The organism is Chryseobacterium sp. R2A-55, assembly GCF_021401085.1.
GTDB lineage: Bacteria > Bacteroidota > Bacteroidia > Flavobacteriales > Weeksellaceae > Kaistella.
This window is the reverse complement of the sequence record NZ_JACBFP010000007.1, coordinates 77,662-102,255: the sequence shown is the minus strand read 5'-3', so window position 1 is coordinate 102,255 and position 24,594 is coordinate 77,662. Positions and strand designations below refer to the sequence as shown.

The window sequence follows — 24,594 nt, the reverse complement described above, 5'->3', positions numbered from 1 at the left end:
GCTGATATGCATTTAAAGGTTGAATTCCCTCTTTGGATTAAGCAAAAAAATTAACAGAAAGAAAAAGAGGGAAATGCCCAGAAGATATTGGTAATAATGAATGGAATTTTGGGATTTCACCACACTTTCTGAAGACGTGGAAGTTTTCTTTAATCCTTCGATGATTTGAGCGGTTGCACTGTCCAGATTATTTCCGTCCACATAAGTTCCGCCGGTTTCCTGAGCGATATTTTGCAACGCATTAATTTGTCTTTTAGAGATCACGGTTTGTCCGTTCCGATCGGTTTTATAGCCCATCAATTGACCGAAAACATATTCCGGAATTGGTGCGCCTTCCTCGGTTCCGATTCCCACACTTACTACCGAAATGCCTTCTTTCTTTGCCAGTCGGATCGCTGCTTTTTCATTTCCTTCATTATCTTCACCATCACTCAGTAAAACGACTTTTCTGGAACCTTTTGCCACGTTTTTGAATTTTTCGGCTACGGTCTTTATCCCGTTCAGAAAGTCGGTTCCCTGAATTTTCATCACATTGGTTTCAATTCCGCCAATATATGTTTCGGCTGCGGTGAAATCGGTCGTCAAAGGCATGATGGAAGATGCTTCACCTGCGAAAACCACAATTCCGACTTTGTCGTTCTTCATTTTGGCCATGGTTTGAACCATGATGTTTTTTGCCATGTCCAGTCGGTTGGGATTGATGTCCTGTGCATTCATGGAGTTGGAAACATCGAGCAAGAAAATCACGTTGTTCATTTTTTGTCTGGATTCTATTTCTTCGGATCCGCTCAGGACATCTACGATGGAAAGGATCAGGAATAAGGTCGCGATTAAATAGAGTATCGGTAAAATTTTTGAAAACCGAGATTTTTTCTCGAAAAGTTGCTCCTGAAATTTGGACTCGGCAAAAACGTTTTTCCTCTTGATTTTCCACTTCGCATAAGCGAACATGATCAATCCGAGCAGCGGCAAAAGCAACAGCAGCAATAGATACCAATTATTTCCTAAATACCAATTCACAAAATTTTGTTTATAGTTTAAAGTTATTTGAGATTGTTTGATTTCAAGTTTAAATCAACAAATCACTCTGTCTTCGCTCAGACATCGTTTATTAGTTCAGGAACTTATAAAAAACCCATCTCAAAAGCGCATCCAGCAACAAAACACCGAGCGCAATCCACAAAAACGTTCTGAAATATTCCTGATAATTATATAATTTTGAAGTTTTCAGCTCTGATTTTTCGAGTTGATTGATTTCGTTGTACACTTCTTCCAGACTTTGCACCGAAGTTGCCCTAAAGTATTTTCCACCTGTAGTTTGTGCAATTTCTCTCAGAACGGGTTCGTCAATTTTGACTTCCACCTCATTGAATATCAAATCTCCAAAAATATCAATATTTGTAGGCATTAACGCATATCCGTTGGTGCCAATTCCAATCGAGTACACTTTTATTCCGTTTGCCTTGGCGAGTTGTGCGCCGACTTGAGGTGGCATTGCATTTTCGATCGTATTGACGCCGTCCGTCATTAAAATAATGATTTTTGATTTTGCTTTTGAGTTTTTCAAATGGCTCACTGCCACTGATAGTCCTTCGCCGATTGCGGTTCCGGGTTGCAGTTCCAAAGTGTTTAGGTTATCGAGTTCATCTAAAATAACGGCATGATCGGAGGTGACGGGAACTTTCGTGAAAGCTTCGCCGGAATAAGCCACAAGACCAATTCTGTCGGCGGGTCTTTGCATCACGAAATTTTTTGCAATTTTTTTCAATGCGGTCAATCGATCCGGTTCCAAATCTTTAGCCAACATACTGAGGGAAACATCCACAGAAAGCATGATGTCTATTCCCTTTGAGTCGTCACTGTTTTGAGAAATCGTGAAAGTTCTGGGACGCGCAATCGCGATGATCAATGCCGATAAGATAATGTATTTCGATATTTTCAGCAGAAATAGAACAAACAGGATTCCTTTGCTTTCTCCCATGTTACTGGTGGAAGGAACTTTGATTCCGGTTCGTTTCTTATTTTTAAGATCGAAAATCAAAAGCGGAATAAACGCCAAAAACAGCATCAGTAACCACGGACTGTAAAACTCGAAATTGGGAAAGACGGTCTCCATAATTTATACTCCTGTTCTTAAATGTTCGGCTTCCAAATCTTTAGAGGATCTTTTTACGAAAGCACGGATATCTTCGAAATCTTTTGACATGGTCGGCTCGTCCGGAAATGTTTTGGCAAATTTCACCAAGTCACTTCGCAGAAAGACTTCTTCCACGACTTTCTCGTTTTCTTTGGAAATGGTATTGTTGGTTTTCAATACGTCTATAAGATCATCAGTGAGCAAAACATCCGCCGGAATCCGGTACTGCTTGGCGAGAAAGTTTCTCGAAATATCGATGAGTTCCACATAAAACGAACGGTAATTTCCGGATTCGATATATTTTTTCTTTTTCAGACCCTCTAACTCTCGCAAAGTCTGGTTAGTCATTACAATGGGCGAGTTTTTTCGTCGCTTGAGATATTTCAGAATTTGCCAGATGACGAAAATTATTGCGAATAATGTTAAAATTCCCAGGATGTACCATTTGTAAAGTTGCCAATAATCCTGAACATCAAGAGGGATCTCTTTGTTTTTCATGATGTCATTGATCTGATCACCTTTTTGGGCGGTGTTCACTACCTCCACTTCGTAGGGAATGGTGTGGTAAATCTGTCCGCCAATTTTGAAATCCAGCGCGGGAATTTTAAATTTACCTTCCTCAAATACCTGAAATTCGATGATTCTTTCATATGAATTCTGCTGTTTACTGATGCTGTCTTTCACCTCTTCGAAGTGGAATGGGAGCAATTCGTTCTTCGGCGCAGAAACCACGTCTTTTCCCTGAAGATTGGTAATGTTGATCTCGAAAACTCCGACTTCTCCCAAAGCCAAAGTCTTCTTATCAAGTCTGGAGCCCAGTATTTGCGATTGAACTAAAGTACTGAGTAAAGTTATTATGATTAAAAATGTTTTTTTGAACATCTATCTTTTTCTAAAATATTGGTAAAGGTGCTTGGAATAATCATCCGCGGTATTCACATTCATGAATGTTGCCGAGGAATTCTCAAAATCTTCTGTGACTTTTCTAATTTTCTGTTTTTGATTTTCAGCAAAATGATAGCGCCATCTTGCGCTGGAGGTGTTTGCCCAAACTTGTTTTCCGGTTTCTGCGTCCCGAAAAAGTGCATAACCGATATCCGGAATCTCGTTGTCTTTATCGTCAAAAATTCTCATCCCCAGCAATTGGTGCTTTTTAGAGGCAACCCTCAAAATTTTCAAGTCATATTCATCCTCAAAATCTGAAAACAAAAAAACCATTGATTTCCTCTTAAAGACACTCATCATCAATTGCAAAGCTTCATCTATATTTGATTCGGCAGGGATGTAGTCCGCACTCAAAATGGTGCTGAGCATCGCCAAGATATGTTTTTTTCCTTTTTGGGGCGGAATCACTTTATAGACTTTGTCCGCAAAAAGAATTAATCCTACTTTATCGTTATTTCCCGTGGCGGAAAATCCCAGACTTGCGCAGATTTCGGCTACATATTCTCTTTTTAACTGATTTTTTGTGCCATAATCCATAGATGCGGAAATATCCACCAGAAGCATCAGTGTCAGTTCACGCTCTTCTTCCATCAGTTTCACAAAAGGTTCCCTGAACCGGGCGGTTTTGTTCCAATCGATTCTACGGATGTCGTCACCAAACTGATACCTTCTAACCTCTGAGAAAGTCATTCCCTGTCCTTTGAAGGCGCTGTGATATTGCCCCATCAAAGTGGATTCCGTCTTTTTTTTAGTACGGATTTCAATCTGCTTGACTTTTTTGATAATGTCTTTAATTTCCAATTTTAATGCAGCAGTTTAATAATTTATCAAGGTAGCAATTTATCAATATGAAAATGCGAAAATTTTTGATTTTGCAGATTGATCATTCCAGAAAAAAATCTCTGGGGAAAAATGATTCGGAGTACAAAATGGGTCTATTCTTACATTTTCTCATTGTTACGTTAATCAAGGTGCCTGGATTTTCCCCAGAATTTTATTCACGATTTCGTCTGCGGTGATTTCTTCCGCTTCTGCCTCGAAACTCAGACCGATTCTATGCCGAAGGACATCTTTGGCGATTTCTTTCACATCTTCCGGAATCACAAACGCACGGTTTTTCAAAAATGCTAAAGCTCTGGATGCGATCGCCAAATTAATAGAAGCTCTAGGCGAAGCACCAAAACTCAAATAATTTTTAAGTTCAGAAAGTCCGTATTTTTCAGGGAAACGTGTCGCGAAAACCATATCTAGAATATATTTCTCAATTTTTTCGTCCACATAAATTTGGTTGATGAGCTCCTTCGCATCCAAAACATTCTGCATAGAAATGACGGAGCGGATCTCCGGTTGGTGCGAGGTGGCAACCATTTGCATGATCTTTCTTTCGTCCTCGAATTCGGGATAAGTGATGGTGCATTTCAGCATGAAACGGTCGCTTTGTGCTTCTGGCAAAAGGTAGGTCCCTTCCTGGTCGATCGGGTTTTGCGTCGCCAAAACGAGGAAGGGTTTAGGAAGCTGCATGGTTTCGTCACCGATGGTCACTTGCTTTTCCTGCATTGCTTCCAATAGTGCAGACTGCACTTTCGATGGAGCCCTATTGATTTCATCTGCTAAAACAAAATTGGCAAAAATCGGTCCTCGCTTAATGGAGAAATCATTGTCTTTAATGTTATACATCATGGTTCCCACCACATCGGCAGGAAGAAGATCGGGGGTAAACTGAATTCTGGAGAAATCGCCGTGTACCGCATCTGCCAAAGTTCTGATTGCTAATGTTTTTGCTAATCCAGGCACGCCTTCCAGTAAGACGTGACCGTTCCCTAAAAGTCCAATCAACAGGCGATCCACCATGTATTCCTGACCGATGATTGCTTTGTTGATCTCCTGTTTTAAAAGCGAAAAAAAGTAATTCAGCTCCTTTACTTTTTCTGTCAATTGTCTGATATCTTCTGCTTGATGTAGTTCCGCCATAGTTTCTTCTGGATTTAATCGGTAAATTTCTAATAAATACCGACACCAATCAACACAATTAATGCCAACAGTGAGTTAAAGTTTGTTAAAAGGCGAGCGCTGGAAGACTTAAAATCAAAGAAGGGCACGGATCAAATGAAGGCAAGCTTCTTCACCGGAGCATCTCGCATTTGTTGTGATTTATTTTTGAATTTTGCAAAAATGCCTCTTCTGTCATTTGGCTCGGCGCTTCCATCTTTTTCCGTACCTTTGGAAACTAATTTATTCAGAATGAACTATCATTTTCAGGCGCACCGACAGGTTCGAAAAAACCTTCTGGAAATTTTGCAGAATTGTTCCATGCAGGATTTGATGCTGATTCCGGATGGTTTCAATAATAATATTTACTGGAACATCGCGCATGCCGTTGCCACCCAGCAGCTTCTTTGTTACTATCTCAGCGGAAACCCTTTTAGAATTGACAAATATTGGATTGAAACCTATAAAAAAGGTACCCTTCCTAACCTGAATGTGCAGCAGTCTGAAGTAGATGATTTGGCATTTCTCCTCATCGAAACTTCAAAAATTTTACTGAAAGATTATGATGCCGATTTCTTTTCAGAGTACACGCCTTATACCACGAGTTTTGGTTTGGATTTAAAAAATATCCAGGATGCTATTATTTTCAACAATATGCATGAAAGCCTGCATTTTGGTTATGCAATGGCGCAGAAACGAGCTATATTAGGCGAACAGTTTTAAGTTATTCATTACTAATTATTCCTATTTCATTTAAAATTATGAAAGACGACTTTATATTTGGTTTGCGCCCGGTCATCGAAGCTATTGAGGCAGGTAAAACCATCGACAAAATATTTTTGCAGAATGCTCTTCAGGGTCCGATTTATGCAGAGTTGAAAGCGCTTTTGAGCAAACACAAAATCCGACCAAATTACGTTCCTATCGAGAAGCTGAACCGGTTTACCCGGAAAAATCACCAGGGAGTGGTGGCCTTTATTTCGGATGTTCCATTTCATTCTATTGAAAATATTTTACCTGAGATTTTTGAAGCAGGAAATACCCCGTTTCTATTGATTCTGGACCGTTTGACTGATGTTCGAAATTTCGGTGCGATTTGCAGAACTGCCGAATGTGTGGGGATTGATGCCGTGATCATTCCGGAAAAAGGAGCGTCGCCCATTAATTCAGATGCGATAAAAACTTCGGCAGGTGCGATTTACAACATTAAGATCTGCAAGGAGAAAAACTTGGCACACGCCGTTGATTTCCTTCAACAGTCTGGAGTTCAGGTTTTTGCAGCAACAGAAAAAGCCCAAAAATTAGTGTATGATGTGGATTTTTCCCAACCTTGTGCTTTGGTGTTGGGAAATGAAGAAACGGGGATTTCTAAGGAGGTGCTGCACCATTCCGACGAAAAAATTAAATTGCCGATTAAGGGAAAAACCCAATCACTGAATGTTTCCGTGGCGTGTGGCGCGATTTTGTATGAAGCGGTTCGTCAGCGATTTCAAGGATGAATCGGGTTTCACTCACAACGGAAATGTCATAATCCGATTCATCACTGCGTGAACCAGAAATTAAAAAAGATTTTTATCTTTATTTAAAATTTGGCTTATGCAGAAGAATATGTTACTTAAAAATGAAGTGCGCAATTTTGTTCGCGATACGATCATTACCAAGATAAAAAAACTTGAAAAGTTTATAGAATTCACCATTGAAGCGAGTAGGGAAGTGAAGAAAACCCCGAAATATGACTCGATTCGTGAAGAAATGCAGGAAGAGATTTACCAGATGCAGAAGCAACTTGCTGCATTAAACGATTTGCGTAGCAATTTAACCAGAGTTTTAAACACGCCCACTGACACGGTGCAGCTCGGTTCGGTGGTTTTCACCAACAAGGCGAGATTTTACATTTCAGTTTCCTTGGGTGAGTTTTTCTTTGAAGGAGACCGCTTCTACGCCATTTCCGAGGAAAGTCCGATGGCGAAAATCATGTTTGGGAAAAAAACAGGGGATTCCTTCGTCCTTAATAATATCAGTCAGACCATCGAATCTGTGATGTAACTGATTCTTGAATATAAGAAAATGGATAAATCTAAAATATTAAAAGAAATTCTACAAAGTAGAAAAAGTACTTTTCCCCAAAATTACTCCACGGAAAAAATTGAAGATTCTGTGCTGTCTGAGATTTTGGAATCCACGAAGTATGTTCCGAGCCACAAAAAAACCTATCCCGCCCGTTTTAAGGTTTTCCGGGGTGAGGAAAAAGTTCAGCTCGGAAATCAGCTTGCAAAAATCTATCAGGAAACCACGGCTCCTGAAACTTTCATCGCTAAAAAATTTGAAGATATTCCGCACAAAATATCCATGGCGGATACGGTAATTGCAATCTGCATCGATTTCAGCGGAAAAGTTCCAGAGTGGGAAGAAATTGCCTCCACCGCAGCTGCCGTAGAAAATATGTATTTGACTTGTGCGGTGAACGGAATAGGATGCTATTGGAGTACTCCGGCGATGATTCGCTATCTTGGAGGTTTTCTCGGATTAAAAGAAAACCAAAAATGCTACGGACTTTTCTACATGGGAAAACTGAAACCGGAACTGTAACGTTCTTCGCAGTTTGCCGACTTATTTCTAAATAAAATTGGCATAAACTATGGAAACTTACGGCTATAATCATCCGCAATCACAGCAAAATCAAAATTCCCAAAACCCAAACTACAAATCCCAGAAAAAGCTCGCAGCAGGACTTTTGGGTATTTTAGTTGGTGCATTCGGTGCGAACAAGTTTTACCTGGGATACATCAACGAAGGAATCATCCAGATTGTTTTGAATATTGTGACTTGTGGAATGGCAACGATTATACCCTTTATCGAAGGAATCATTTATTTGACAATGAGCGATGAACAGTTTGACCAAACTTATGTGCAGAACAAAAAGGCTTGGTTCTAAACCGACCGGTTTTTTTTGAATTGAACCCGGAATTGGTTTTTTAAATATTAAAACACCACGAATGTCCGAATGATTTTTTTTCGCGAGTTTCGTGGTGATTTTTTTAATTTTTCCGCTCGATCAGCGCCATATAAAACCCGTCAAATCCTTCGCTCGGCATTATTTTTTGGTCTTTGATTAATGAAAATTCGGCGTTGTTTTCAAGGAAAATTTTTACCTGTTCGCTGTTTTCAGAAGGTAAAATAGAGCACGTTGCATAAATCATTTTTCCGCCTTTTTTCAAAATTCTAGAGTAATCCTGCAGAATTTGCTGTTGCTCCTTTTTGATTCTCTCAATGAATTCGGCATCGATTTTCCATTTGGAGTCTGGATTTCTTTTCAGCACTCCCAATCCGGAACAAGGAGCATCGATCAACAGTCGGTCCGCCTTTTCATGGAGCCGTTTGATGACTTTATTGTCTTCAATGAATCTGGTTTCAATATTGTGGGCTCCAGCTCTTTTTGCACGTCGTTTCAGTTCAGCCAGTTTCCATTCGAAAATATCTAGTGCGATAATCTGACCTTTATTTTTCATCAGTGCAGCCAAATGCAAAGTTTTTCCACCGGCACCTGCACACGCATCCACCACGCGCATTCCTTCACGGACATCCAGGAATTCTCCAATTTTTTGGGAAGACGCATCCTGAACTTCAAATAAACCTTCCTTGAAGGCAGAAGTAAGGAATACGTTTTTCTTTTCCTCCAATTGTACTGCGTCTGGATAATTTCTGATTGGGAAACAATCCACATTTTCTTCATGAAGTTCGTCTATCAGATGTTTGGCGGTAGTTTTCAAGGTATTTGCACGAAGAATCGTCGGAGCCTGTTCGTTGAGTGCCTGCATTTCCTTTTCCCAGGTATTTCCCAATTCCTTTTCCAAAGTTTCTGCCAACCATTCGGGGATCGAGTATTCAATCGCTTTTGTGGGTACAGTTCCTTTTTTCAGTTTGGTCAAGATATCAGCAATTTTGATCCCGTCAAACTCTTCAAATTTTTTGTAATGGGTCTTGCTCCATAGCAGATAAGCAAGAATGAGCTTGTAAACATTGTTGGGTTTCACGCCTTCTCCCATATAATATTCCAGCCGTTTTTTCCAGCGGATGATGTTGTAGAAAATCTCGGAAACCACTTTCCTGTCTTCGCTTCCCCATTTTCTGTGGGCCTTCAAAAGTCTTTCGATCACTTTATCTGCATATTTCTTTTCCTGGAAAAAAGTTTCCTGAAGCGCATCGTGTATTCCGATGAGGAGGTTTCTGTGGATGAGTTCCATTGTTTGTTTTTGGCGAATAGCATTTGGCTATTGGCGATGCAAAAATAGGGTTTTTAATGGAATTTGTTGGGTTTTGCACATTTGATGACTGCCGCTGATCAGTTTCAAAAGCCAAAATCAATCCCTATCTTTGCACAAATAAATAAAATGAGTGACACCCTACTTTGCCCGAAATGCCAATCGGAATTCACCTATGAACAGGATCATATGATGGTCTGTTCGCAATGTTTTCACGAGTGGGATCCTAATGAAATTGATCAATCTGATAAGATTCTGGATGCCAATGGAAATGAGTTGCAGAATGGAGACTCCGTGGTGGTTATCAAAGATTTGCCGGTAAAAGGTGCTCCCAAACCTGTAAAAGCTGGAACGAAAGTAAAAAACATCCGCCTTCGTCCGGATTCTGATCACAATATCGACTGCAAAATCGATGGATTTGGTTCTATGGCGTTGAAATCTGAATTTGTGAAGAAGGCATAATCTGCGTTTATTCATCCAGCGCGATGACCAGAATCGACACGCGATTTCCTGAATTTTTCAAGATTTCCCAAGCCACGGAACTCATGGTGTTACCGGTGGTGAAAACGTCGTCGATAATCAAAATGTGTTTTCCCGAAATTGCTTTCCTCACAGAGAATAGGTCGTCTGTAACCACTCTCTCAGATTTGGATTTTTTTGCCTGAGCCTTTTTGTAAAGGTTTCTTCTCAATAACTGATGGTCACAAGGAATTTTAAAATTCTGGGAAAGCACATCTGCGAAAAGATGAAGCTGGTTGTAACCTCGTTCTTTCAGTTTTTTCGGGTGGAGCGGAACGGTGGTGATTAAATCGGGTCGTTCTTGTCCAAATGAAATTCGTTCTTTAGTCCAGTCAGCCAATATTTTCCCGACCTTCTCACGGTTTCCATATTTTAAGGAATGAACGATTTTTCGGCTTAAACTTTCCTTTTCAAACTGCATGAGCGCAAAAGCATTTTCAATGGGGAATAGTAGTTTACATTCCTGTTTCAATTGATTTTCTTCTCCGAATTGATGATGGGTAAAATTAATTTTTCTAAAGCACAATTCGCAAACCAAATCCTCAGCAGAAATAATTTTGCTGCATTCAATGCACCGGTTGGGAAAAAGCAAATTAAGAAACATGGTTGAAATTTATTGAAAGGTACAATTTTTTGTTAATTCCCACTTTTTTCAACTTCGCGGCAAATAAATTATCTTTGCCACATGATACGAATCACCAAAATCTTCACTTTTGAAACGGCGCATGTTCTCTATAATTATGATGGGAAATGCAAAAATATGCACGGACATTCCTACAAACTTTTTGTCACGGTGAAAGGTAATCCCATCCGTGATTTGGAAAACCCAAAGAACGGAATGGTGGTAGATTTTGGAGACATCAAGAAAATCGTGAAGCAAGAAATCGTTGATGTTTGGGACCATGCCGTTTTGATTAATGCGCTTTCGCCGCACAAAGAACTCGGTGAAGATTTGGAACAAAAGGGACATAAAGTCATCTATTGCAACTTTCAGCCAACGTGCGAAAATATGCTTTATGAAATTGCAGATAAAATAAAAAACCGTTTGCCGAATCATGTGCAGCTGGCTTATTTAAAACTTCATGAAACTGAAAACTCCTATGGAGAATGGGTGGCGGAAGAAAATTGAAGAAAAATGAATTCGAGTGAATTTGCTTCGCAGTGAATTCTTCGAGCGAGTTTTTAAACTGATCAACTTGAAACTTAAAACTTGAAACAAATACTATTACAACCCGGTAAGAAAATCTATTTCTGCTCCGATCAGCATTTTGGTGCGCCCACTGCAGCAGAAAGCAGGAAGCGTGAGGAGAAATTTATCCGTTGGCTGGATGAGATCAAGAGCGATGCCCAAGTTTTGTTTTTGATGGGCGACTTGTTCGATTTTTGGCATGAATGGAAACATGTGATTCCAAAAGGCTATGTGCGGGTTTTGGGAAAACTCGCCGAACTGAAAGATTCCGGAATTGATTTGTATATGTTCGTTGGGAACCACGATTTGTGGATGAAAAATTATTTTGAGGAGGAAATTGGTTGCCAGGTTTTCTTCGAAAAGCAGTTTTTCCAAATCAATGGGAAGAAGTTTCTGCTTGCACACGGAGACGGACTTGGTCCGGGAGACAAAGGTTATAAACGCATGAAGAAGCTGTTCACGAATCCCGCCGCTCAATGGGCTTTCAAGTGGCTTCATCCCGATATTGCGATGAAAGTTGCGATTTACCTTTCCACTAAAAACAAGATGATTTCGGGCGAAGAAGACAAAGCTTTTTTAGGCGAAGACAAAGAATATCTCATCATTTATTCCAAAGAAAAACTGAAATCGGAAGAGATTGACTATTTCATTTACGGACACCGCCATCTTCCGATGGTACTGGATTTAGAGGGAAAAGCGCAGTACATCAATCTTGGTGACTGGATTTCCTATTTTACGTATGGTGAGTTTCAAGATGAATTTCTTTTGAAGGAATTTGAAAAATGACCAACTCAATTTTCAACATCAAAACCGAAACTGATTTCCACGCCGCATGTTTGGAAACTTTCCGTTATCAATATGAAAACGTGGAAGTTTACCGACGGTTTTGTGACTATTTGAAAAAAAATCCTAAAGAAGTTGATGAGGTTGAGAAAATTCCATTTCTCCCGATTGAGGTGTTTAAAAATCATTTGGTTTTAGACCAAAATTCTACAACGGAACATTTCTTTCAAAGTTCGGGAACAACCCAGATTCAGACTCGATCGAAACATTTTATTGCAGATTTTTCTTTGTATGAGGAAAGTATTTACCGGAGTTTTGAACAGTTTATCGGAAATCCAGAGGACTTTATTTTTCTGGGCTTATTGCCCAATTATTCAGAAAATTCACATTCTTCATTGATTTATATGGTTGATTTTCTGATGAAGAAATCAGGAAAGCCGGAGAATGGGTATTTTCTGTACAACCATTCTGAACTTTTTGAACTCCTGCAAACTTTAAATGATAAGAAAGTAATCCTGTTCGGTGTTTCATTCGCATTGCTCGATTTTCTGGATTTTCTGAAATCGAGCACTAAACCAATAAAACACTTGTCCACTTTAACAGTAATTGAAACGGGTGGAATGAAGGGCAGAAAATCAGAAATGACCAAGGACGAGTTGCTGGAAATTTTCAAGAAAGGTTTTGGTACCGAGCGGATTTTTTCGGAATATTCTATGACAGAATTGCTTTCGCAGGCTTATTCTTTAGGCAAAAATATTTATGAAAGTCCAAACTGGATGCGCGTTTTGATCAGGAATACCGAAGATCCGTTTTCATTTTTGGAAGAAGGAAGAACTGGCGCGGTTAATATTATTGATTTGGCGAACAGGCATTCCTGCTCATTTATTGCAACCCAGGATTTAGGGAAAATCTTTAAAAAACCCCATACAAATGGCATTTTGGGAAATGCATTCCAGGTTTTGGGGCGGATTGACCATTCTGATATTCGCGGTTGCTCTTTGCTGGTTTCATGAAAAAACCTCCAGAAAAATCTTTCTGAAGGCTTTCAGATATTTTTAATTTAAGATTAAGCTGCTGCAGCTTCTGCGTGAGTTCTCTGAAGAAGTCTGCTGTAAATTACTCCGCCGATTACTCCGCCTAAAATCGGGGCCACCCAGAACAGCCAAAGCTGAGAAATTGCCTCACCTCCCACGAAAACCGCCTGAGAAAGTGAACGGGCAGGATTTACAGAAGTGTTGGTAATTGGGATGCAGATGAGGTGGATCAAAGTGAGACACAACCCGATAGCGATTCCGGCAAATTTTCCGTTAGCAAATTTATCTGTGGCACCCATGATGACGATGATGAAGAACATAGTCAATAAAGTCTCTGCCAAGAAAGCTGCAAACATGCTATAACTCCTTCCGAAGTAAACCGCTTCCCCGTAAAAATTGGTTGCAAACTCGCCGCCTTTTCCCTGGAATTGCACCAGTTCTCCATTATTTGCGCCCTTTAGAATCAGGAAAAGACAAGCCGCTGCAGCCAGCGCACCGACACATTGGGCAACCACGTAAGGTAATAAATCTTTCCACGGAAGTCTGCCGCCTGCAGCTAATCCGAAAGAAACCGCCGGATTAAAATGACCGCCGGAAATGTGTCCCACCGCATACGCCATGGTGAGAACAGTAAGCCCGAACGCCAATGCAACGCCGAGAAGCAAAATCCCGATCTGTCCGGAATCTGCGGAAGGTGCAATCTGGGAAGCAAATATGGCGGCGCCACAACCTCCAAATACCAACCAAAACGTGCCGAAAAATTCAGCAATTAATTTTTTTGCCATAATCGTTTAGTTTTTAACTCTATTCAAATTTAAGATTTTTTTAAATGATTCAACTGTTTGATTTAAAGATTTTTATAATGAGTTCTTAGTTGGCTTTGGTTTTATTTCTGTTTTTTTTCATCGGCAGTTGTTTTGGTTTATTTTAAACAGAACATATGATGGGGGATGTACCCTTTTTTTTTGGACAGATATAAATCAGGTCAAATCGTATTTTGTCCTTAAGTTTTTCTAATTTTACAGTCTTATAATAAATTAAGATGTTATGAAATATTTTTATACTTTGGTTTTGGCCTGGTTGATTCCTTTTCTTGCAATTGGACAGACTACGGTTACTTCTTCCATCAACCCGCCAAGTTTTGATGAAACTGAAGCGATTACCATCACTTTCACATTGAATGAAAATGCTTATGGCGTTGCAAGTTCTCATGCGTTATATCTTTGGGCGTGGTCCTTTGATACCACAAACACCAGTATGGATTGTCCGACGAACGGAACCTGGAACGCTTCCAATCCGGCCAACAAACTGACCTATGTTTCTAGCTCAGGAGGTACCGGAACTTATACTTTCACAATGAACACCGTGAAATCATTCTACGGAAACCGTCCGAATCCCTTGACAAAAATTGGATTTTTGGTTAAAACGCTCAACGGTTCCGTGCAATCTCAGGACATCATTGTCAATGTTGGGAAATTTCAGTTTACGCTCACCAATCCTCTTGCAGGAAGTGTGAATGTGGTGAGTTCCGGTACCGTGCTGAATATTACGGGAACGGCTTCACTTGCTGCAAACTATGTGGTGAAATCTAACGGAAATCCTGTTTACACAAGTTCATCACCTTCCACAAGTTTGAATTATAACTACACGGTGACTCAGGATGCAACTGTGGATGTGGTGGCTACGAATCCGGTGGATGCCTCGACGGTGACCAAATCTTTCACCGTGAATGTAGCAGCGCCGGTTCCAAGCGCACCGATTCCGGCTTATATGAGACAGGGAATCAGCTATGATCCTGCAGATCCCACCAAAGTTGGTTTGGCGCTTTATGCTCCGGGAAAACCTTATGTGCACGTAATTGGAAGTTTCAACAACTGGACGGTAAGTGGAAATTATCTGATGAACCGCGATACCGCCAATACCAACCTTTACTGGATTGAAATTACAGGACTCACTCCGCAACAAGTTTATACCTTCCAATACAGAACGGCAGATGGAATCAAAGTAGCAGATCCGTATTCGCCAATGGTTTTGTCGCCGTATGACGATCAGTATATTTCACCAAATACCTTTCCGAATCTTCCTCCATATCCGGTGGGTCAAGATTTTGAAGTTTCTATGATTCAGACTGCTAAGCCAGCCTATAACTGGACGGTGACCAACTTCACAAAACCGGCAAAAGAGAATTTGATGGTCTATGAACTTTTGGTCAGGGATTTCACCTCTCAGCAAAATTGGCAATCGATGATAGATAAGGTACCTTATTTAAAGTCGTTGAAAATCAATGCTGTGGAATTAATGCCGGTCATGGAATTTGATGGGAACAGTTCATGGGGATACAATACTGGTTTTCATTATGCATTGGATAAAGCCTATGGAACTCCAGAAAAATTCAAGGAATTTATCGATACTTGCCACCAAAATGGAATTGCAGTGATTTTAGATATCGCACTGAATCATGCCACCGGAAGAAGTCCGATCGAGAGAATGTGGTGTGTGGATCCGGATGGTGACGGATATGGCGACCCTTCACCGAGCAACCCCTATTTTAATACCGTGGCAAAACATACCTACAGTGTTTTTAATGACTTTAACCATTCTTCACCAGATACCAAATATTATGTAAACCGTGTTCTGGAACAGTGGATCAAGGAATACAAAATAGATGGTTTCCGGTGGGATTTGACCAAAGGATTTACCCAAGCTTGCACCAATACCGACGAAACCTGTACCAACGCTTATCAGCAGGACCGGGTGAATATTTTAAAAGGATATGCTGATTATCAATGGAATTGGGATCCTACATCCTACATTATTTTTGAACATTTGGGTACGGATTCTGAGGAAGCACAGTGGGCCAACTACAGGGTTTCAGAAGGAAAAGGCGTGATGATGTGGGATAAAGAAACCGATCCTTATAACCAGAATACCATGGGATTCGCCACAGGAAGCAATTTCAACAGGGTGAAATACAGTGCGCACGGATTCACTGATTTGAGGGCTTTAAGTTATCCTGAAAGTCATGATGAAGAACGAATCATGTACAAAAACCTGACTTACGGAGCTTCCGGCGCAAACACGCTTTCAGCTGCATTGCAAAGACAGAAATCGCTCGCAGCAGTTTCCCTCACTGTTCCGGGACCGAAAATGATTTGGCAGTTTGCAGAACTGGGATTTGATAAGAGCATCAACCTTTGTTCAGATGGAACTACGGTAAGTCCTAACTGTAAACTTGATCCAAAACCTTCTGCATTTGCATTGAGTTACGATACCGATGCCGCAAGAAAATCTGTTTACGACACCTGGGCGAAAATCCTGGAAATCCGTTTGGCAAATCCTGCCGTTTTCGGGACTAAGAACTTCACTGTGGAATCCGGTAACCTCATGCCGAGAATTTTCATTACCAATAATTCTGCACCAACTGCATTGAAGAATGTAGTAATTTTGGCCAATTTCACGACCTCTACGCAGAATATCGTTCCGAATTTTCCGATGGGAAACATCAACTGGATTAATCTGATGGATAATACCTCTATATTTGTATCAGACACCGCTGCTCCGATCACGATTGAAGCTGGTGGTTTCAGAATCTTTGGTGATGGAGCTGCTTTGTCCACGAACGAAAATGCGGCCGTTAAAAACGCAGTGACTTTAACCGTCACTCAAAACCCGGTGATCAATGGAGTCGCAAGTCTTCGCTATACCAATGCAGATCATGGAACTTTGGCAATTTATGACCTTTCCGGAAAGGAGGTGAAAACAGTGAAAACCAAGCATTCCAATGGTGACCAGGAAGTCTCCGTCAACGGATTGACTTCAGGGACTTATCTGATTCAACTGAAATCGGACAAAGGTGTTGCCGTAGCAAAAATGATCGTGAAGTAATTCTTTCTCGAATTTGAACTCATGAACGGCTCGTGTTTGCGGGCCGTTTTTCTTTTGGGTTAAATCTGAATATAAACTAGTTTTCCGTCTTCGATTCGCGCCGGTTTCGTAAAAGGATGTTCCGTGCTTTTCCCAATTCCCATAATATGCTGCACATTCCAACCCTCGTTTTTCAGGTAATCGGAAACCAGCGAACGGTGGCAACTCCACCAAACCGCCTCTGAACACATGCAGCAAACCCTTTTTTGGATGGCGATTTTTTCCAATTCTTTGACTGCTTTTTTAAAACTTGCGGTTTCCATGTAATCGGCATAACCTTTGAAGGCATCGAGTCTCCAAGCGGTATTTTTCGAATGTGGCTGCACTTTTCTTCTTCCGCCCAAATCTTCAAAATGCAGGTATTCAATTGCGTTTTCGGGTAAAGTTATCTGTAAAGATTCTTTTTTGAATTGCGGATATTTTTTGGAACCAGGATGTCTTCTGATATCTGCCAAAAGCTCTATTTCAAAGGATTTCAGCATTTCTAAAAATTCTTCAAAAGGATGTGTGGAGTGACCTATGGTGAAAATGGTTTTCATGATTTTAATGAAGCTAAATGTATTCCACAAAAAAACCTCCCAATCGGAAGGTTTCATATTGCTCTATGCTGATTAATTATAGTCCATTAAATGGAAGCAGCGTGTACCAGCAAATCGGTCAGTTTGTTAGAGTATCCCATTTCGTTGTCATACCATGAAACCAGTTTCACGAAATTTGGAGAAAGCATGATTCCCGCATCTTTATCGAAGACGGAAGTTCTTTTTTCACCTACGAAATCCTGAGAAACTACGGCATCTTCAGTATATCCTAAAATACCTTTCAGTTCGCCTTCTGAAGCTGCTTTTACTGCTGCACAGATTTCGTCGTAAGAAGTGGCTTTTTCCAATCTTACGGTTAAGTCAACTACAGAAACGTCCGCAGTTGGAACTCTGAATGACATTCCGGTCAATTTTCCGTTCAACGAAGGAATCACTTTTCCCACTGCCTTTGCAGCACCGGTTGAGGAAGGGATAATGTTGTTCAAAGCAGAGCGGCCGCCTCTCCAGTCTTTCATGGAAGGTCCGTCAACTGTTTTCTGGGTAGCGGTTGTGGCGTGGATCGTGGTCATCAATCCTTCCACAATCCCAAAGTTATCGTGGATTACTTTTGCCAATGGAGCAAGACAGTTGGTGGTGCAAGACGCATTGGAGAAAATCGTTTGATCCGGAGATAATTCTTTGTGGTTTACACCCATCACGAACATAGGCGTGTCATCTTTGGATGGAGCGGAAAGCAATACTTTTTTCGCACCTGCGTTAATATGTCCCTGAGCCAATTCTTTTGACAGGAACAAACCTGTAGATTCCACGATATATTCTGCGCCCACTTCGTTCCATTTCAAGTTGTTAGGATCTTTTTCGGCGGTTACTCTGATTTTTTTTCCATTCACGATGAGGTCGTTTCCTTCCACGGAGACTTCTCCCGGAAACTGTCCGTGTACAGAATCATATTTCAGCATATACGCCATATATTCGGCATTGATCAGGTCGTTGATTCCCACCACTTCGATGTTTGTTCTTTCGGACATTGCTCTGAAAACAAGACGCCCAATTCTACCGAATCCGTTGATTCCTACTTTGATTGTTGACATAATTTTTATTTTAAATTAAATTTATAGTTAGTTCTTTTAATCATTGTGAAAATTAAATCGCCAAAATCTCCGCAATCGTCAGAAGATTTTTGTCTATTTCATTGTGTTTCTTGATGGCTTCCTGAATAGGAGTGTACACCAATTTATTGGATTGCATTCCCGCCATTACTTTGGATTTACCTTCCATCAAACCGATTACCGCACCATAACCAAGCTGACTCGCCAAAACGCGGTCTGCGCAGCTCGGCGAACCACCTCTTTGAATGTGTCCCAAAACCACCACACGGATATCATATTCCGGAAAACCATTTTTCGTGGCTTTTGCCAAATCATAGATGCTTCCGAGCTGTTCCCCTTCTGCAACAACTACAATACTCGATGATTTGCCTGCCTTTTCGGCTTTTTCAAAAGTCGCGAAAAGTTCTTCGATGCTGTCTTTTTTTTCTGGAATCAGGATGTCTAAAGCGCCGGTTGCAATGCCGCTGTTCAGGGCGATAAATCCGGCGTCTCTTCCCATCACCTCCACGAAAAAAACACGGTTGTGGGAAGTGGCGGTATCACGAATCTTGTCGATCGCGTCCATTGCAGTATTCAGAGCGGTATCATAACCAATCGTATTATCGGTCCCGAAAATATCGTTGTCAATGGTTCCCGGAACACCGATGACCCTGATTCCGTATTCATCGCTGAAAATATTGGCGCCTCTGAAAGTACCGTCTCCACCAATGCAGACCAAAGCGTCGATTCCCCGCTTTTCCAGGTTTTCATATGCTTTTTTTCTACCTTCTGTGGTTTTGAATTCCAATGAACGGGCAGATTTCAAAATGGTTCCACCTGCGGTAATGATGTTTTTCACCGATCTGGCTCCCATTCTTGTGAAATCGTCATGGATTAATCCGTTGTAACCTTCCCGGATTCCGTAACACTCTATATTGAAGTGGCATGCGGTTCTAACTACCGCTCGGATTGCAGCGTTCATTCCGGGTGAATCACCACCGGAAGTCAATACGCCAATCTTGCTGATCAAACTTTCTGACATATATGAAAATTTCAGCACAAATTTACGAAAACTCCGCCAATTAACAGAATCGAAAAACCCGAAGATTTAGATGGGGTCTAGAAATTAAACTGGCAGATGAAATTTTTAAAATTCTTGAAAAGGCAGTTTGAATTATAGGAATTTCAGTATTTTCGCAGCGTGTTAAGAAATCAGGCTTTTCGAAAAGTGCTTTCGACCCTTTTTGCAGGGGTTTATCTTTTTGTGGCCCTGTTTTCTCAAAATTTTCACCATCACGGAAGTGGTGAGGTTTTTAAGGATTTTCATTTTCAAAAAACCGAAAAAACCTTCACCACAAGTCATCTTTCTCAAGATTTTACAGATTGTCTTTCCTGTCATTTTCTCCATGGTGGCAAAACGCTGGTTCCACAAAATTTCAGTTTTGAGTACTCCACGTTTTTGGATTTAAAAGAAGGGATTTTCAATGATCAGCAGTGGATTTCAAAATTTAAGCTATTCTATTTCCAGCTTCGCGGTCCACCTTCAAATTTCATTTAAGACGAAACATTTCTGATGAAAATGTTGTAATAAGCCTTTTAATCCAATCATTAATATTTGGTTCTTAAGGTTTTGCAATTTCGTGTATCATTAATTCAAAATTTAATCTTAATGAAATTTAATCTGAATATAATTCTGGTCTTTTTCGGGCTCGCTTTCTTTAATGCCCAAAACAATTATCATATCAAGGGAAAAATCATTGATTTTCATGACAAAGTTCCTTTGGCTCAAGCTTCCATAAAAATTGGAAACAACACTGCAATTTCTGATGAAAACGGAAAATTTTCTTTTAAAAATATAAAAAAAGGAAGCTATATTTTAACTGCAAATCATCCAGACTGCTCGACTTTTACAGAAAATTTGGTAGTGGACAAAGATTTGGAAATCACCATTAATTTGGAACACCATATTGAAGAAATCGAAACCATCACCTTTCACCGCGTGCATAAAACCAATGCGTCTATGATTCTGAAAACTCTGGATCAGGAGACGATCGCCAGAAATTTCACCGAAAATTTAGGGAATGTGCTGTCTAATATTTCGGGAGTCGGCGCACTGAAAACGGGAAATAATATTTCGAAACCCATTATTCATGGACTTTATGGAAGTAGGGTTCCCATCATCAACAACGGGGTGAAAATGGCGGAACAGGAATGGGGAGTGGAACATGCTCCGAATGTGGATATCAACAATTTTGAACATATCGACGTGATCAAAGGAGCGTCTGCTTTGAAATACGGAAGCGACGCAATTGGCGGAGTAGTGGTGATGGAGCCCGAGTTTTTTCCTAAAAAAGATACCTTGAAAGGTGCGGCGAATCTTTCCGGAATTTCAAACGGTCGCGGAATAGGTTTCGACTTGAATCTCTTGAAAACCTGGGAAAACGGATGGGCCGTGAAAACGAATGGAGGTTTTAAAAAATGGGGTGATCTGAACACGCCGGATTACAATCTGATGAATACCGGATTGCAGGCGAATTCATTTAATTTCACTTTGCAGCACAATACTTTTCTTCAGGGAATTTCTTTTGATTACAGCCTGACCAATCAACAAATTGGGATTTACCGAGGTTCGGATTTGGGAAATCTCGAGGATTTCTATAAAGCTTTGACGATGGATATTCCTATTTACCGGCGGGATTTCTCTTATTCGATAGATACTCCGAAACAGGATGTGCAGCATCATTTGGCAAAGATTTCTGCTTTCAGGAGGTTTAAAGATTTTGGGAAAATTTCGGTGGATTACAGTTTCCAATACAATCACAGGAAGGAGTTTGATGTGCGCCGCGGCGAACTTGCCCGCATTCCGTCGCTTGATCTGGAATTGTTTACCAATCAATTCAATATCAACGATTTAATTGAAAGGCAGTTCTGGAATCTGGAAACCGGGATTGACTTGGTTTACCAATACAATTATTCCACCCCTGAAACGCAGGCGAGAAGATTGGTGCCGAATTATTCCAAATATTCTGGCGGAGTTTATTCTGTTCTGAAATATAAATTCACTCCGAAATTTAGTGTTGAAGCAGGCCTTCGATATGATGCAACCAGATACAATGTAAAAAAATGGTATGACCAAAATACCTGGGAAAATCTTTTTTCAGAAAATTATTCCCAGTTCTATGTAAAGACCGATGGAAACCGAGTTTTCACCAATCCGGTGTTGACCTACAAAAATCTTTCGTTCAATGCAGGATTTCAATATAAACCTTCAAGTGCATTTGATCTGAAATTTAATTATGCGAAAGTGGGTAGAACTCCAAATATTGCTGAACTTTTCGCAGATGGACTTCACCATTCTGCAGCCATTATCGAAGTGGGACATTTGGGCATGAAAAATGAGGACGGAAACCAATTCAATATGTATATCGATTCAAAACTCAATGTGCTGGATGGTCTGCAGATTTCTGTAAATCCTTATCTGTTTTTGACGAAAAATTTCATCACCGAGGTGCCAACTGGGATTCAGAACACGATTCGGGGCGTTTACCCGGTTTGGAGTTATCAGCAAATTGACGCGAAAATGTATGGACTCGATGTGGATGCAAATTTGAAATTAAGTTCCAACTTCTCTTATAAAGGAAGATTCTCTTATGTTTATGGTCAGGATTTGACGAATGACCAACCGTTGATTCTGATGCTTCCGCCGAATTTTGCCAATAGTTTGGAGTTTTCGAAAGCGGAATGGCAAAATTTCTATTTTAAGGTGGAAAATCAGACTTTCCTTCATCAATCAAGATTTCCCGACTATAATCCGTCCATCCAGATTTATGAAAATGGGGTAGAAGTGGAAAAAATATTAGACTTATCCACACCACCGCCGACTTATTCTTTATGGAGCATCCAAACCGGGATTGATTTTGGCAAAAATTTTTCAGCAGGTGTGAAAATCACCAATCTTTTTAATCTGAATTACAAAGACTATCTGAACCGGATGCGGTTTTTCTCTTATGAGATGGGGAGAAATATTATTTTAAATATTAAATACAGTTTCTAAATCACACCTCCGTTACTTCGAAGCAGGGAATCGCCTTACTTTGGAGAGGTGTCTTCGCCGAAGGAGTAAACGGGGTGGTTTTTAGTAATCAAACTTTATCAAACAAAGAATATAAAATGAAACATTTAAAAAATATCATACTTTTCACAACCTTAATCTTCACTTCAACCTTCACTTTAACCTGCTCAAGATCAGATGAAGATTTAGACGTGCTTTCGCAGGAAGATATCTCCAATATCATCCTGAATGTCACCGATGATGCTACTGGAATAACCCAAACTTATAATTACACAGTGAATTCTGCGACAAATCCCGTCATTAAACTTACAGACGGAAAAACATATACCGTAAAAACAATTTTTCTCAACGGAAATGAAGACGAAACCGAAAGCATCAAAGCCGCAAAAGATGAACACTTTCTAATTTTTGATTTTCAAGGTTCGCACATCAATTTCACGAGAATTGACGATGCTTCCTCCACGAGAACGGACGAAAAAAAGCTGGGATTAATCACAAAATGGGAAGTGGTGAAAGCTGTGAATGCTCCAGGACCGGAACTGACACTGTCCTTGATCCATGACGCCATTTCAGTTAGTGAGGCACAAAACGGTACCGCTTTTGGAAGTGCAACCGGTGGAGAGACCGATGCGGTGGCAACTTTCGGGATATCAAATTAGCAGCGAATTTTTCAAAGCCAAAAAGTCAAAAAAAAATCCTATTTTTGCAACCTAAAATTTTAATAGAAAAATGAACGTTACAGCGACAAACCATGATGATGTAAGTGCATTGCTTACAGTTACTTTAGATAAGTCAGATTACAAAGATAATGTGGAAAAGCAACTTCTCAATTTTGCGAAAAACGCACAGGTTCCTGGATTCAGAAAGGGAAAAGTGCCTTTGAGCATGGTGAGAAAGCAATATGAAGCAGGGATCGCTTTTGAGGAAATCAACAAACAGGTTTCTGATGCGCTCAATAATTACATCAACGAAAATAATCTGAGATTGGTTGGTCAACCGGTTCCACAGCCGGTAGAGGATTTCAACCACAATGCAGATCAGCTTTCTGTGGCTTTTGAAGTAGGGTACGAACCAAACTTCACGGTGGATTTGTCGAAATATGAAGCGCCTCATTTTAAGGTGGAAGCTTCTGACAAGGAAATCGGACAGAGCATAGAAAACATGCAGAAACGATTCGCAACTCAGGTTCCACAAGATAAAATCGGAAAAGATTCCCATGTGGCATTGGAAATTTCGCAGATTGTTGAAGAAAATGCTGAAGGTGAACATCACCACCATCCAAAACAAACCGTGGTTAACGCGGATAAAAAGGAAGCTTTCAAATTGGTGAAAGATTTGGCGATGGACGGAACTGTGAAAGTGACCAAAGCAGATTTGCAGAACAATGAAGATTTGGCAAAAGAACTAGGTTTCGGAAAAGAAGAAGTGGAGCACCTTCACCATGAAGAACTGGAAGTGAAAGTGAAAGATTTCTACGGATTGGATTTGGCTGAGCTGAACCAGGATTTGTTTGACAAAGTGTATGGCGAAGGAAACATCAAATCTGAAGAGGAACTGAAAGCAAAAGTAAAATCTGAACTGGATGAATACTTCCAGCAAAATGCAGACGTACATTTCGTCAATAAGATTTTGGCCCAAATCAACGAAAAAGAAGAGGTGAAACTGCCGGAAACTTTCCTGACAAAATGGTTGGTTTACAGCAATGAAAATGTGAATTCTGAAGAGCAGGCGAAAGAAATCCTGGAAGCAGAAAAGAACATCTTGAAATACCAAATCCTGGAAGGGAAACTGATGAACGACAACGACATCAAATTGGACTATGCCGATGTTTTGGCACAGGCTGAACAATTGGTTAGAAATCAGTTGGCAATTTACGGAATCCACCATTTAAGTGACGAGGAAGTTCAGAAATATGCGGTGGAAATGTTGAAAGATCAAGAGCAGGTTCGCCAGATTTCTTCTGAAGTTGCAATGGCAAAACTGAAAGATGTAATTCTGGAAAAAGCAGTGAAGAAAGAAACTCCGATCTCTCATGATGAGTTTTTGGAAGAGCTGAAAAAGTAATTTTTCAGCAATAAATTTTGAATCCGTCTTGAATGCTCAGGACGGATTT

The 24,594-nt window shown here is 40.4% G+C and carries 25 protein-coding genes; 14 read left to right on the top strand and 11 right to left on the bottom strand.

Annotated features, from left to right (window positions below; all coding sequences use genetic code 11):
• Nucleotides 1-12 precede the first annotated feature (12 nt).
• The 5 genes from L0951_RS09185 to L0951_RS09165 form a co-directional block, all read right to left on the bottom strand.
• The gene (locus tag L0951_RS09185) at nucleotides 13-1,020 is read right to left on the bottom strand and encodes a vWA domain-containing protein (protein ID WP_234110935.1); all 1,008 of its coding nucleotides are present in this window, start codon (nucleotides 1,018-1,020) and stop codon (nucleotides 13-15) included.
• 91 nt (nucleotides 1,021-1,111) lie between these two features.
• Complete coding sequence (locus tag L0951_RS09180) at nucleotides 1,112-2,116, bottom strand: VWA domain-containing protein (protein ID WP_234110934.1); 1,005 nt, start codon at nucleotides 2,114-2,116, stop codon at nucleotides 1,112-1,114.
• Nucleotides 2,117-2,119: 3 nt separating this feature from the next.
• Nucleotides 2,120-3,019 carry a BatD family protein gene (locus tag L0951_RS09175; protein ID WP_234110933.1) on the bottom strand — a complete coding sequence of 300 codons (900 nt, stop codon included), beginning with the start codon at nucleotides 3,017-3,019 and terminating at the stop codon, nucleotides 2,120-2,122.
• Nucleotides 3,020-3,883 (bottom strand): DUF58 domain-containing protein, encoded by an 864-nt coding sequence (locus tag L0951_RS09170; RefSeq protein WP_234110932.1) that lies wholly within the window; start codon nucleotides 3,881-3,883, stop codon nucleotides 3,020-3,022.
• A gap of 165 nt (nucleotides 3,884-4,048) precedes the next feature.
• Complete coding sequence (locus tag L0951_RS09165) at nucleotides 4,049-5,053, bottom strand: AAA family ATPase (RefSeq protein WP_234110931.1); 1,005 nt, start codon at nucleotides 5,051-5,053, stop codon at nucleotides 4,049-4,051.
• Between the two features lie 270 nt (nucleotides 5,054-5,323).
• On the opposite strand from L0951_RS09165, the gene L0951_RS09160 reads away from it, so the two are divergent.
• The 5 genes from L0951_RS09160 to L0951_RS09140 all read left to right on the top strand — a co-directional run bounded on the left by L0951_RS09160 (nucleotide 5,324) and on the right by L0951_RS09140 (nucleotide 8,006).
• On the top strand, nucleotides 5,324-5,794 hold the full coding sequence (locus L0951_RS09160; protein ID WP_234110930.1) for a DinB family protein: 471 nt from the start codon (nucleotides 5,324-5,326) through the stop codon (nucleotides 5,792-5,794).
• Between the two features lie 38 nt (nucleotides 5,795-5,832).
• Nucleotides 5,833-6,570, top strand: coding sequence for a 23S rRNA (guanosine(2251)-2'-O)-methyltransferase RlmB (rlmB, locus tag L0951_RS09155; protein ID WP_234110929.1), 738 nt, complete (start codon nucleotides 5,833-5,835; stop codon nucleotides 6,568-6,570).
• A gap of 97 nt (nucleotides 6,571-6,667) precedes the next feature.
• Nucleotides 6,668-7,117, top strand: coding sequence for a GreA/GreB family elongation factor (locus L0951_RS09150; RefSeq protein ID WP_234110928.1), 450 nt, complete (start codon nucleotides 6,668-6,670; stop codon nucleotides 7,115-7,117).
• Nucleotides 7,118-7,138: 21 nt separating this feature from the next.
• Nucleotides 7,139-7,660, top strand: coding sequence for a nitroreductase family protein (locus tag L0951_RS09145; protein ID WP_234110927.1), 522 nt, complete (start codon nucleotides 7,139-7,141; stop codon nucleotides 7,658-7,660).
• A 49-nt stretch (nucleotides 7,661-7,709) separates the two neighbouring features.
• A complete protein-coding gene (locus tag L0951_RS09140; RefSeq protein WP_234110926.1) occupies nucleotides 7,710-8,006 on the top strand; it encodes a TM2 domain-containing protein in 297 nt (98 codons plus the stop codon).
• Between the two features lie 103 nt (nucleotides 8,007-8,109).
• Here L0951_RS09140 and L0951_RS09135 read toward each other — a convergent pair whose 3' ends face one another.
• Nucleotides 8,110-9,315 (bottom strand): RsmB/NOP family class I SAM-dependent RNA methyltransferase, encoded by a 1,206-nt coding sequence (locus L0951_RS09135; protein ID WP_234110925.1) that lies wholly within the window; start codon nucleotides 9,313-9,315, stop codon nucleotides 8,110-8,112.
• A 147-nt stretch (nucleotides 9,316-9,462) separates the two neighbouring features.
• On the opposite strand from L0951_RS09135, the gene L0951_RS09130 reads away from it, so the two are divergent.
• The gene (locus tag L0951_RS09130) at nucleotides 9,463-9,795 is read left to right on the top strand and encodes a zinc ribbon domain-containing protein YjdM (protein WP_234110924.1); all 333 of its coding nucleotides are present in this window, start codon (nucleotides 9,463-9,465) and stop codon (nucleotides 9,793-9,795) included.
• 7 nt (nucleotides 9,796-9,802) lie between these two features.
• Here the strand turns inward: L0951_RS09130 and L0951_RS09125 are convergent, their stop codons facing one another.
• Nucleotides 9,803-10,456: a ComF family protein gene (locus tag L0951_RS09125; RefSeq protein WP_262908479.1), complete on the bottom strand. Its 654-nt coding sequence runs from the start codon at nucleotides 10,454-10,456 to the stop codon at nucleotides 9,803-9,805.
• A gap of 81 nt (nucleotides 10,457-10,537) precedes the next feature.
• Here L0951_RS09125 and queD point away from each other — a divergent pair, with 81 nt between their 5' ends.
• The 3 genes from queD (at nucleotide 10,538) to L0951_RS09105 (ending at nucleotide 12,837) form a co-directional block, all read left to right on the top strand.
• Nucleotides 10,538-10,981, top strand: a complete 444-nt coding sequence (gene queD, locus L0951_RS09115; protein WP_234110923.1) for a 6-carboxytetrahydropterin synthase QueD — start codon at nucleotides 10,538-10,540, stop codon at nucleotides 10,979-10,981.
• An 81-nt stretch (nucleotides 10,982-11,062) separates the two neighbouring features.
• Entirely contained in the window at nucleotides 11,063-11,827 is a 765-nt protein-coding gene (locus L0951_RS09110; RefSeq protein WP_234110922.1) for a UDP-2,3-diacylglucosamine diphosphatase, read from the top strand.
• Entirely contained in the window at nucleotides 11,824-12,837 is a 1,014-nt protein-coding gene (locus L0951_RS09105; protein ID WP_234110921.1) for an acyl transferase, read from the top strand. Before L0951_RS09110 ends, L0951_RS09105 begins: the two co-directional genes overlap by 4 nt.
• Nucleotides 12,838-12,890: 53 nt before the next feature.
• On the opposite strand, the gene aqpZ is transcribed toward L0951_RS09105, so the two are convergent.
• Nucleotides 12,891-13,643, bottom strand: a complete 753-nt coding sequence (gene aqpZ / locus L0951_RS09100; protein WP_234110920.1) for an aquaporin Z — start codon at nucleotides 13,641-13,643, stop codon at nucleotides 12,891-12,893.
• 262 nt (nucleotides 13,644-13,905) lie between these two features.
• On the opposite strand from aqpZ, the gene L0951_RS09095 reads away from it, so the two are divergent.
• Nucleotides 13,906-16,743: an alpha-amylase family glycosyl hydrolase gene (locus tag L0951_RS09095; protein ID WP_234110919.1), complete on the top strand. Its 2,838-nt coding sequence runs from the start codon at nucleotides 13,906-13,908 to the stop codon at nucleotides 16,741-16,743.
• A 59-nt stretch (nucleotides 16,744-16,802) separates the two neighbouring features.
• On the opposite strand, the gene L0951_RS09090 is transcribed toward L0951_RS09095, so the two are convergent.
• The 3 genes from L0951_RS09090 to pfkA all read right to left on the bottom strand — a co-directional run bounded on the left by L0951_RS09090 (nucleotide 16,803) and on the right by pfkA (nucleotide 19,451).
• The gene (locus L0951_RS09090; protein ID WP_234110918.1) at nucleotides 16,803-17,321 is read right to left on the bottom strand and encodes a DUF488 family protein; all 519 of its coding nucleotides are present in this window, start codon (nucleotides 17,319-17,321) and stop codon (nucleotides 16,803-16,805) included.
• Nucleotides 17,322-17,407: 86 nt separating this feature from the next.
• Nucleotides 17,408-18,412: a type I glyceraldehyde-3-phosphate dehydrogenase gene (gene gap, locus L0951_RS09085; RefSeq protein ID WP_234110917.1), complete on the bottom strand. Its 1,005-nt coding sequence runs from the start codon at nucleotides 18,410-18,412 to the stop codon at nucleotides 17,408-17,410.
• 52 nt (nucleotides 18,413-18,464) lie between these two features.
• A complete protein-coding gene (gene pfkA, locus L0951_RS09080) occupies nucleotides 18,465-19,451 on the bottom strand; it encodes a 6-phosphofructokinase (RefSeq protein ID WP_234110916.1) in 987 nt (328 codons plus the stop codon).
• A gap of 186 nt (nucleotides 19,452-19,637) precedes the next feature.
• Between pfkA and L0951_RS09075 the strand changes: the two genes are divergently transcribed.
• The 4 genes from L0951_RS09075 (at nucleotide 19,638) to L0951_RS09060 (ending at nucleotide 24,545) form a co-directional block, all read left to right on the top strand.
• A complete protein-coding gene (locus L0951_RS09075; RefSeq protein ID WP_234110915.1) occupies nucleotides 19,638-19,967 on the top strand; it encodes a hypothetical protein in 330 nt (109 codons plus the stop codon).
• 111 nt (nucleotides 19,968-20,078) lie between these two features.
• The gene (locus L0951_RS09070) at nucleotides 20,079-22,463 is read left to right on the top strand and encodes a TonB-dependent receptor (protein WP_234110914.1); all 2,385 of its coding nucleotides are present in this window, start codon (nucleotides 20,079-20,081) and stop codon (nucleotides 22,461-22,463) included.
• Between the two features lie 116 nt (nucleotides 22,464-22,579).
• Nucleotides 22,580-23,140, top strand: a complete 561-nt coding sequence (locus L0951_RS09065; protein ID WP_234110913.1) for a hypothetical protein — start codon at nucleotides 22,580-22,582, stop codon at nucleotides 23,138-23,140.
• 70 nt (nucleotides 23,141-23,210) lie between these two features.
• Nucleotides 23,211-24,545, top strand: a complete 1,335-nt coding sequence (locus tag L0951_RS09060) for a trigger factor (protein WP_234110912.1) — start codon at nucleotides 23,211-23,213, stop codon at nucleotides 24,543-24,545.
• The last annotated feature ends 49 nt before the right edge of the window (nucleotides 24,546-24,594 follow it).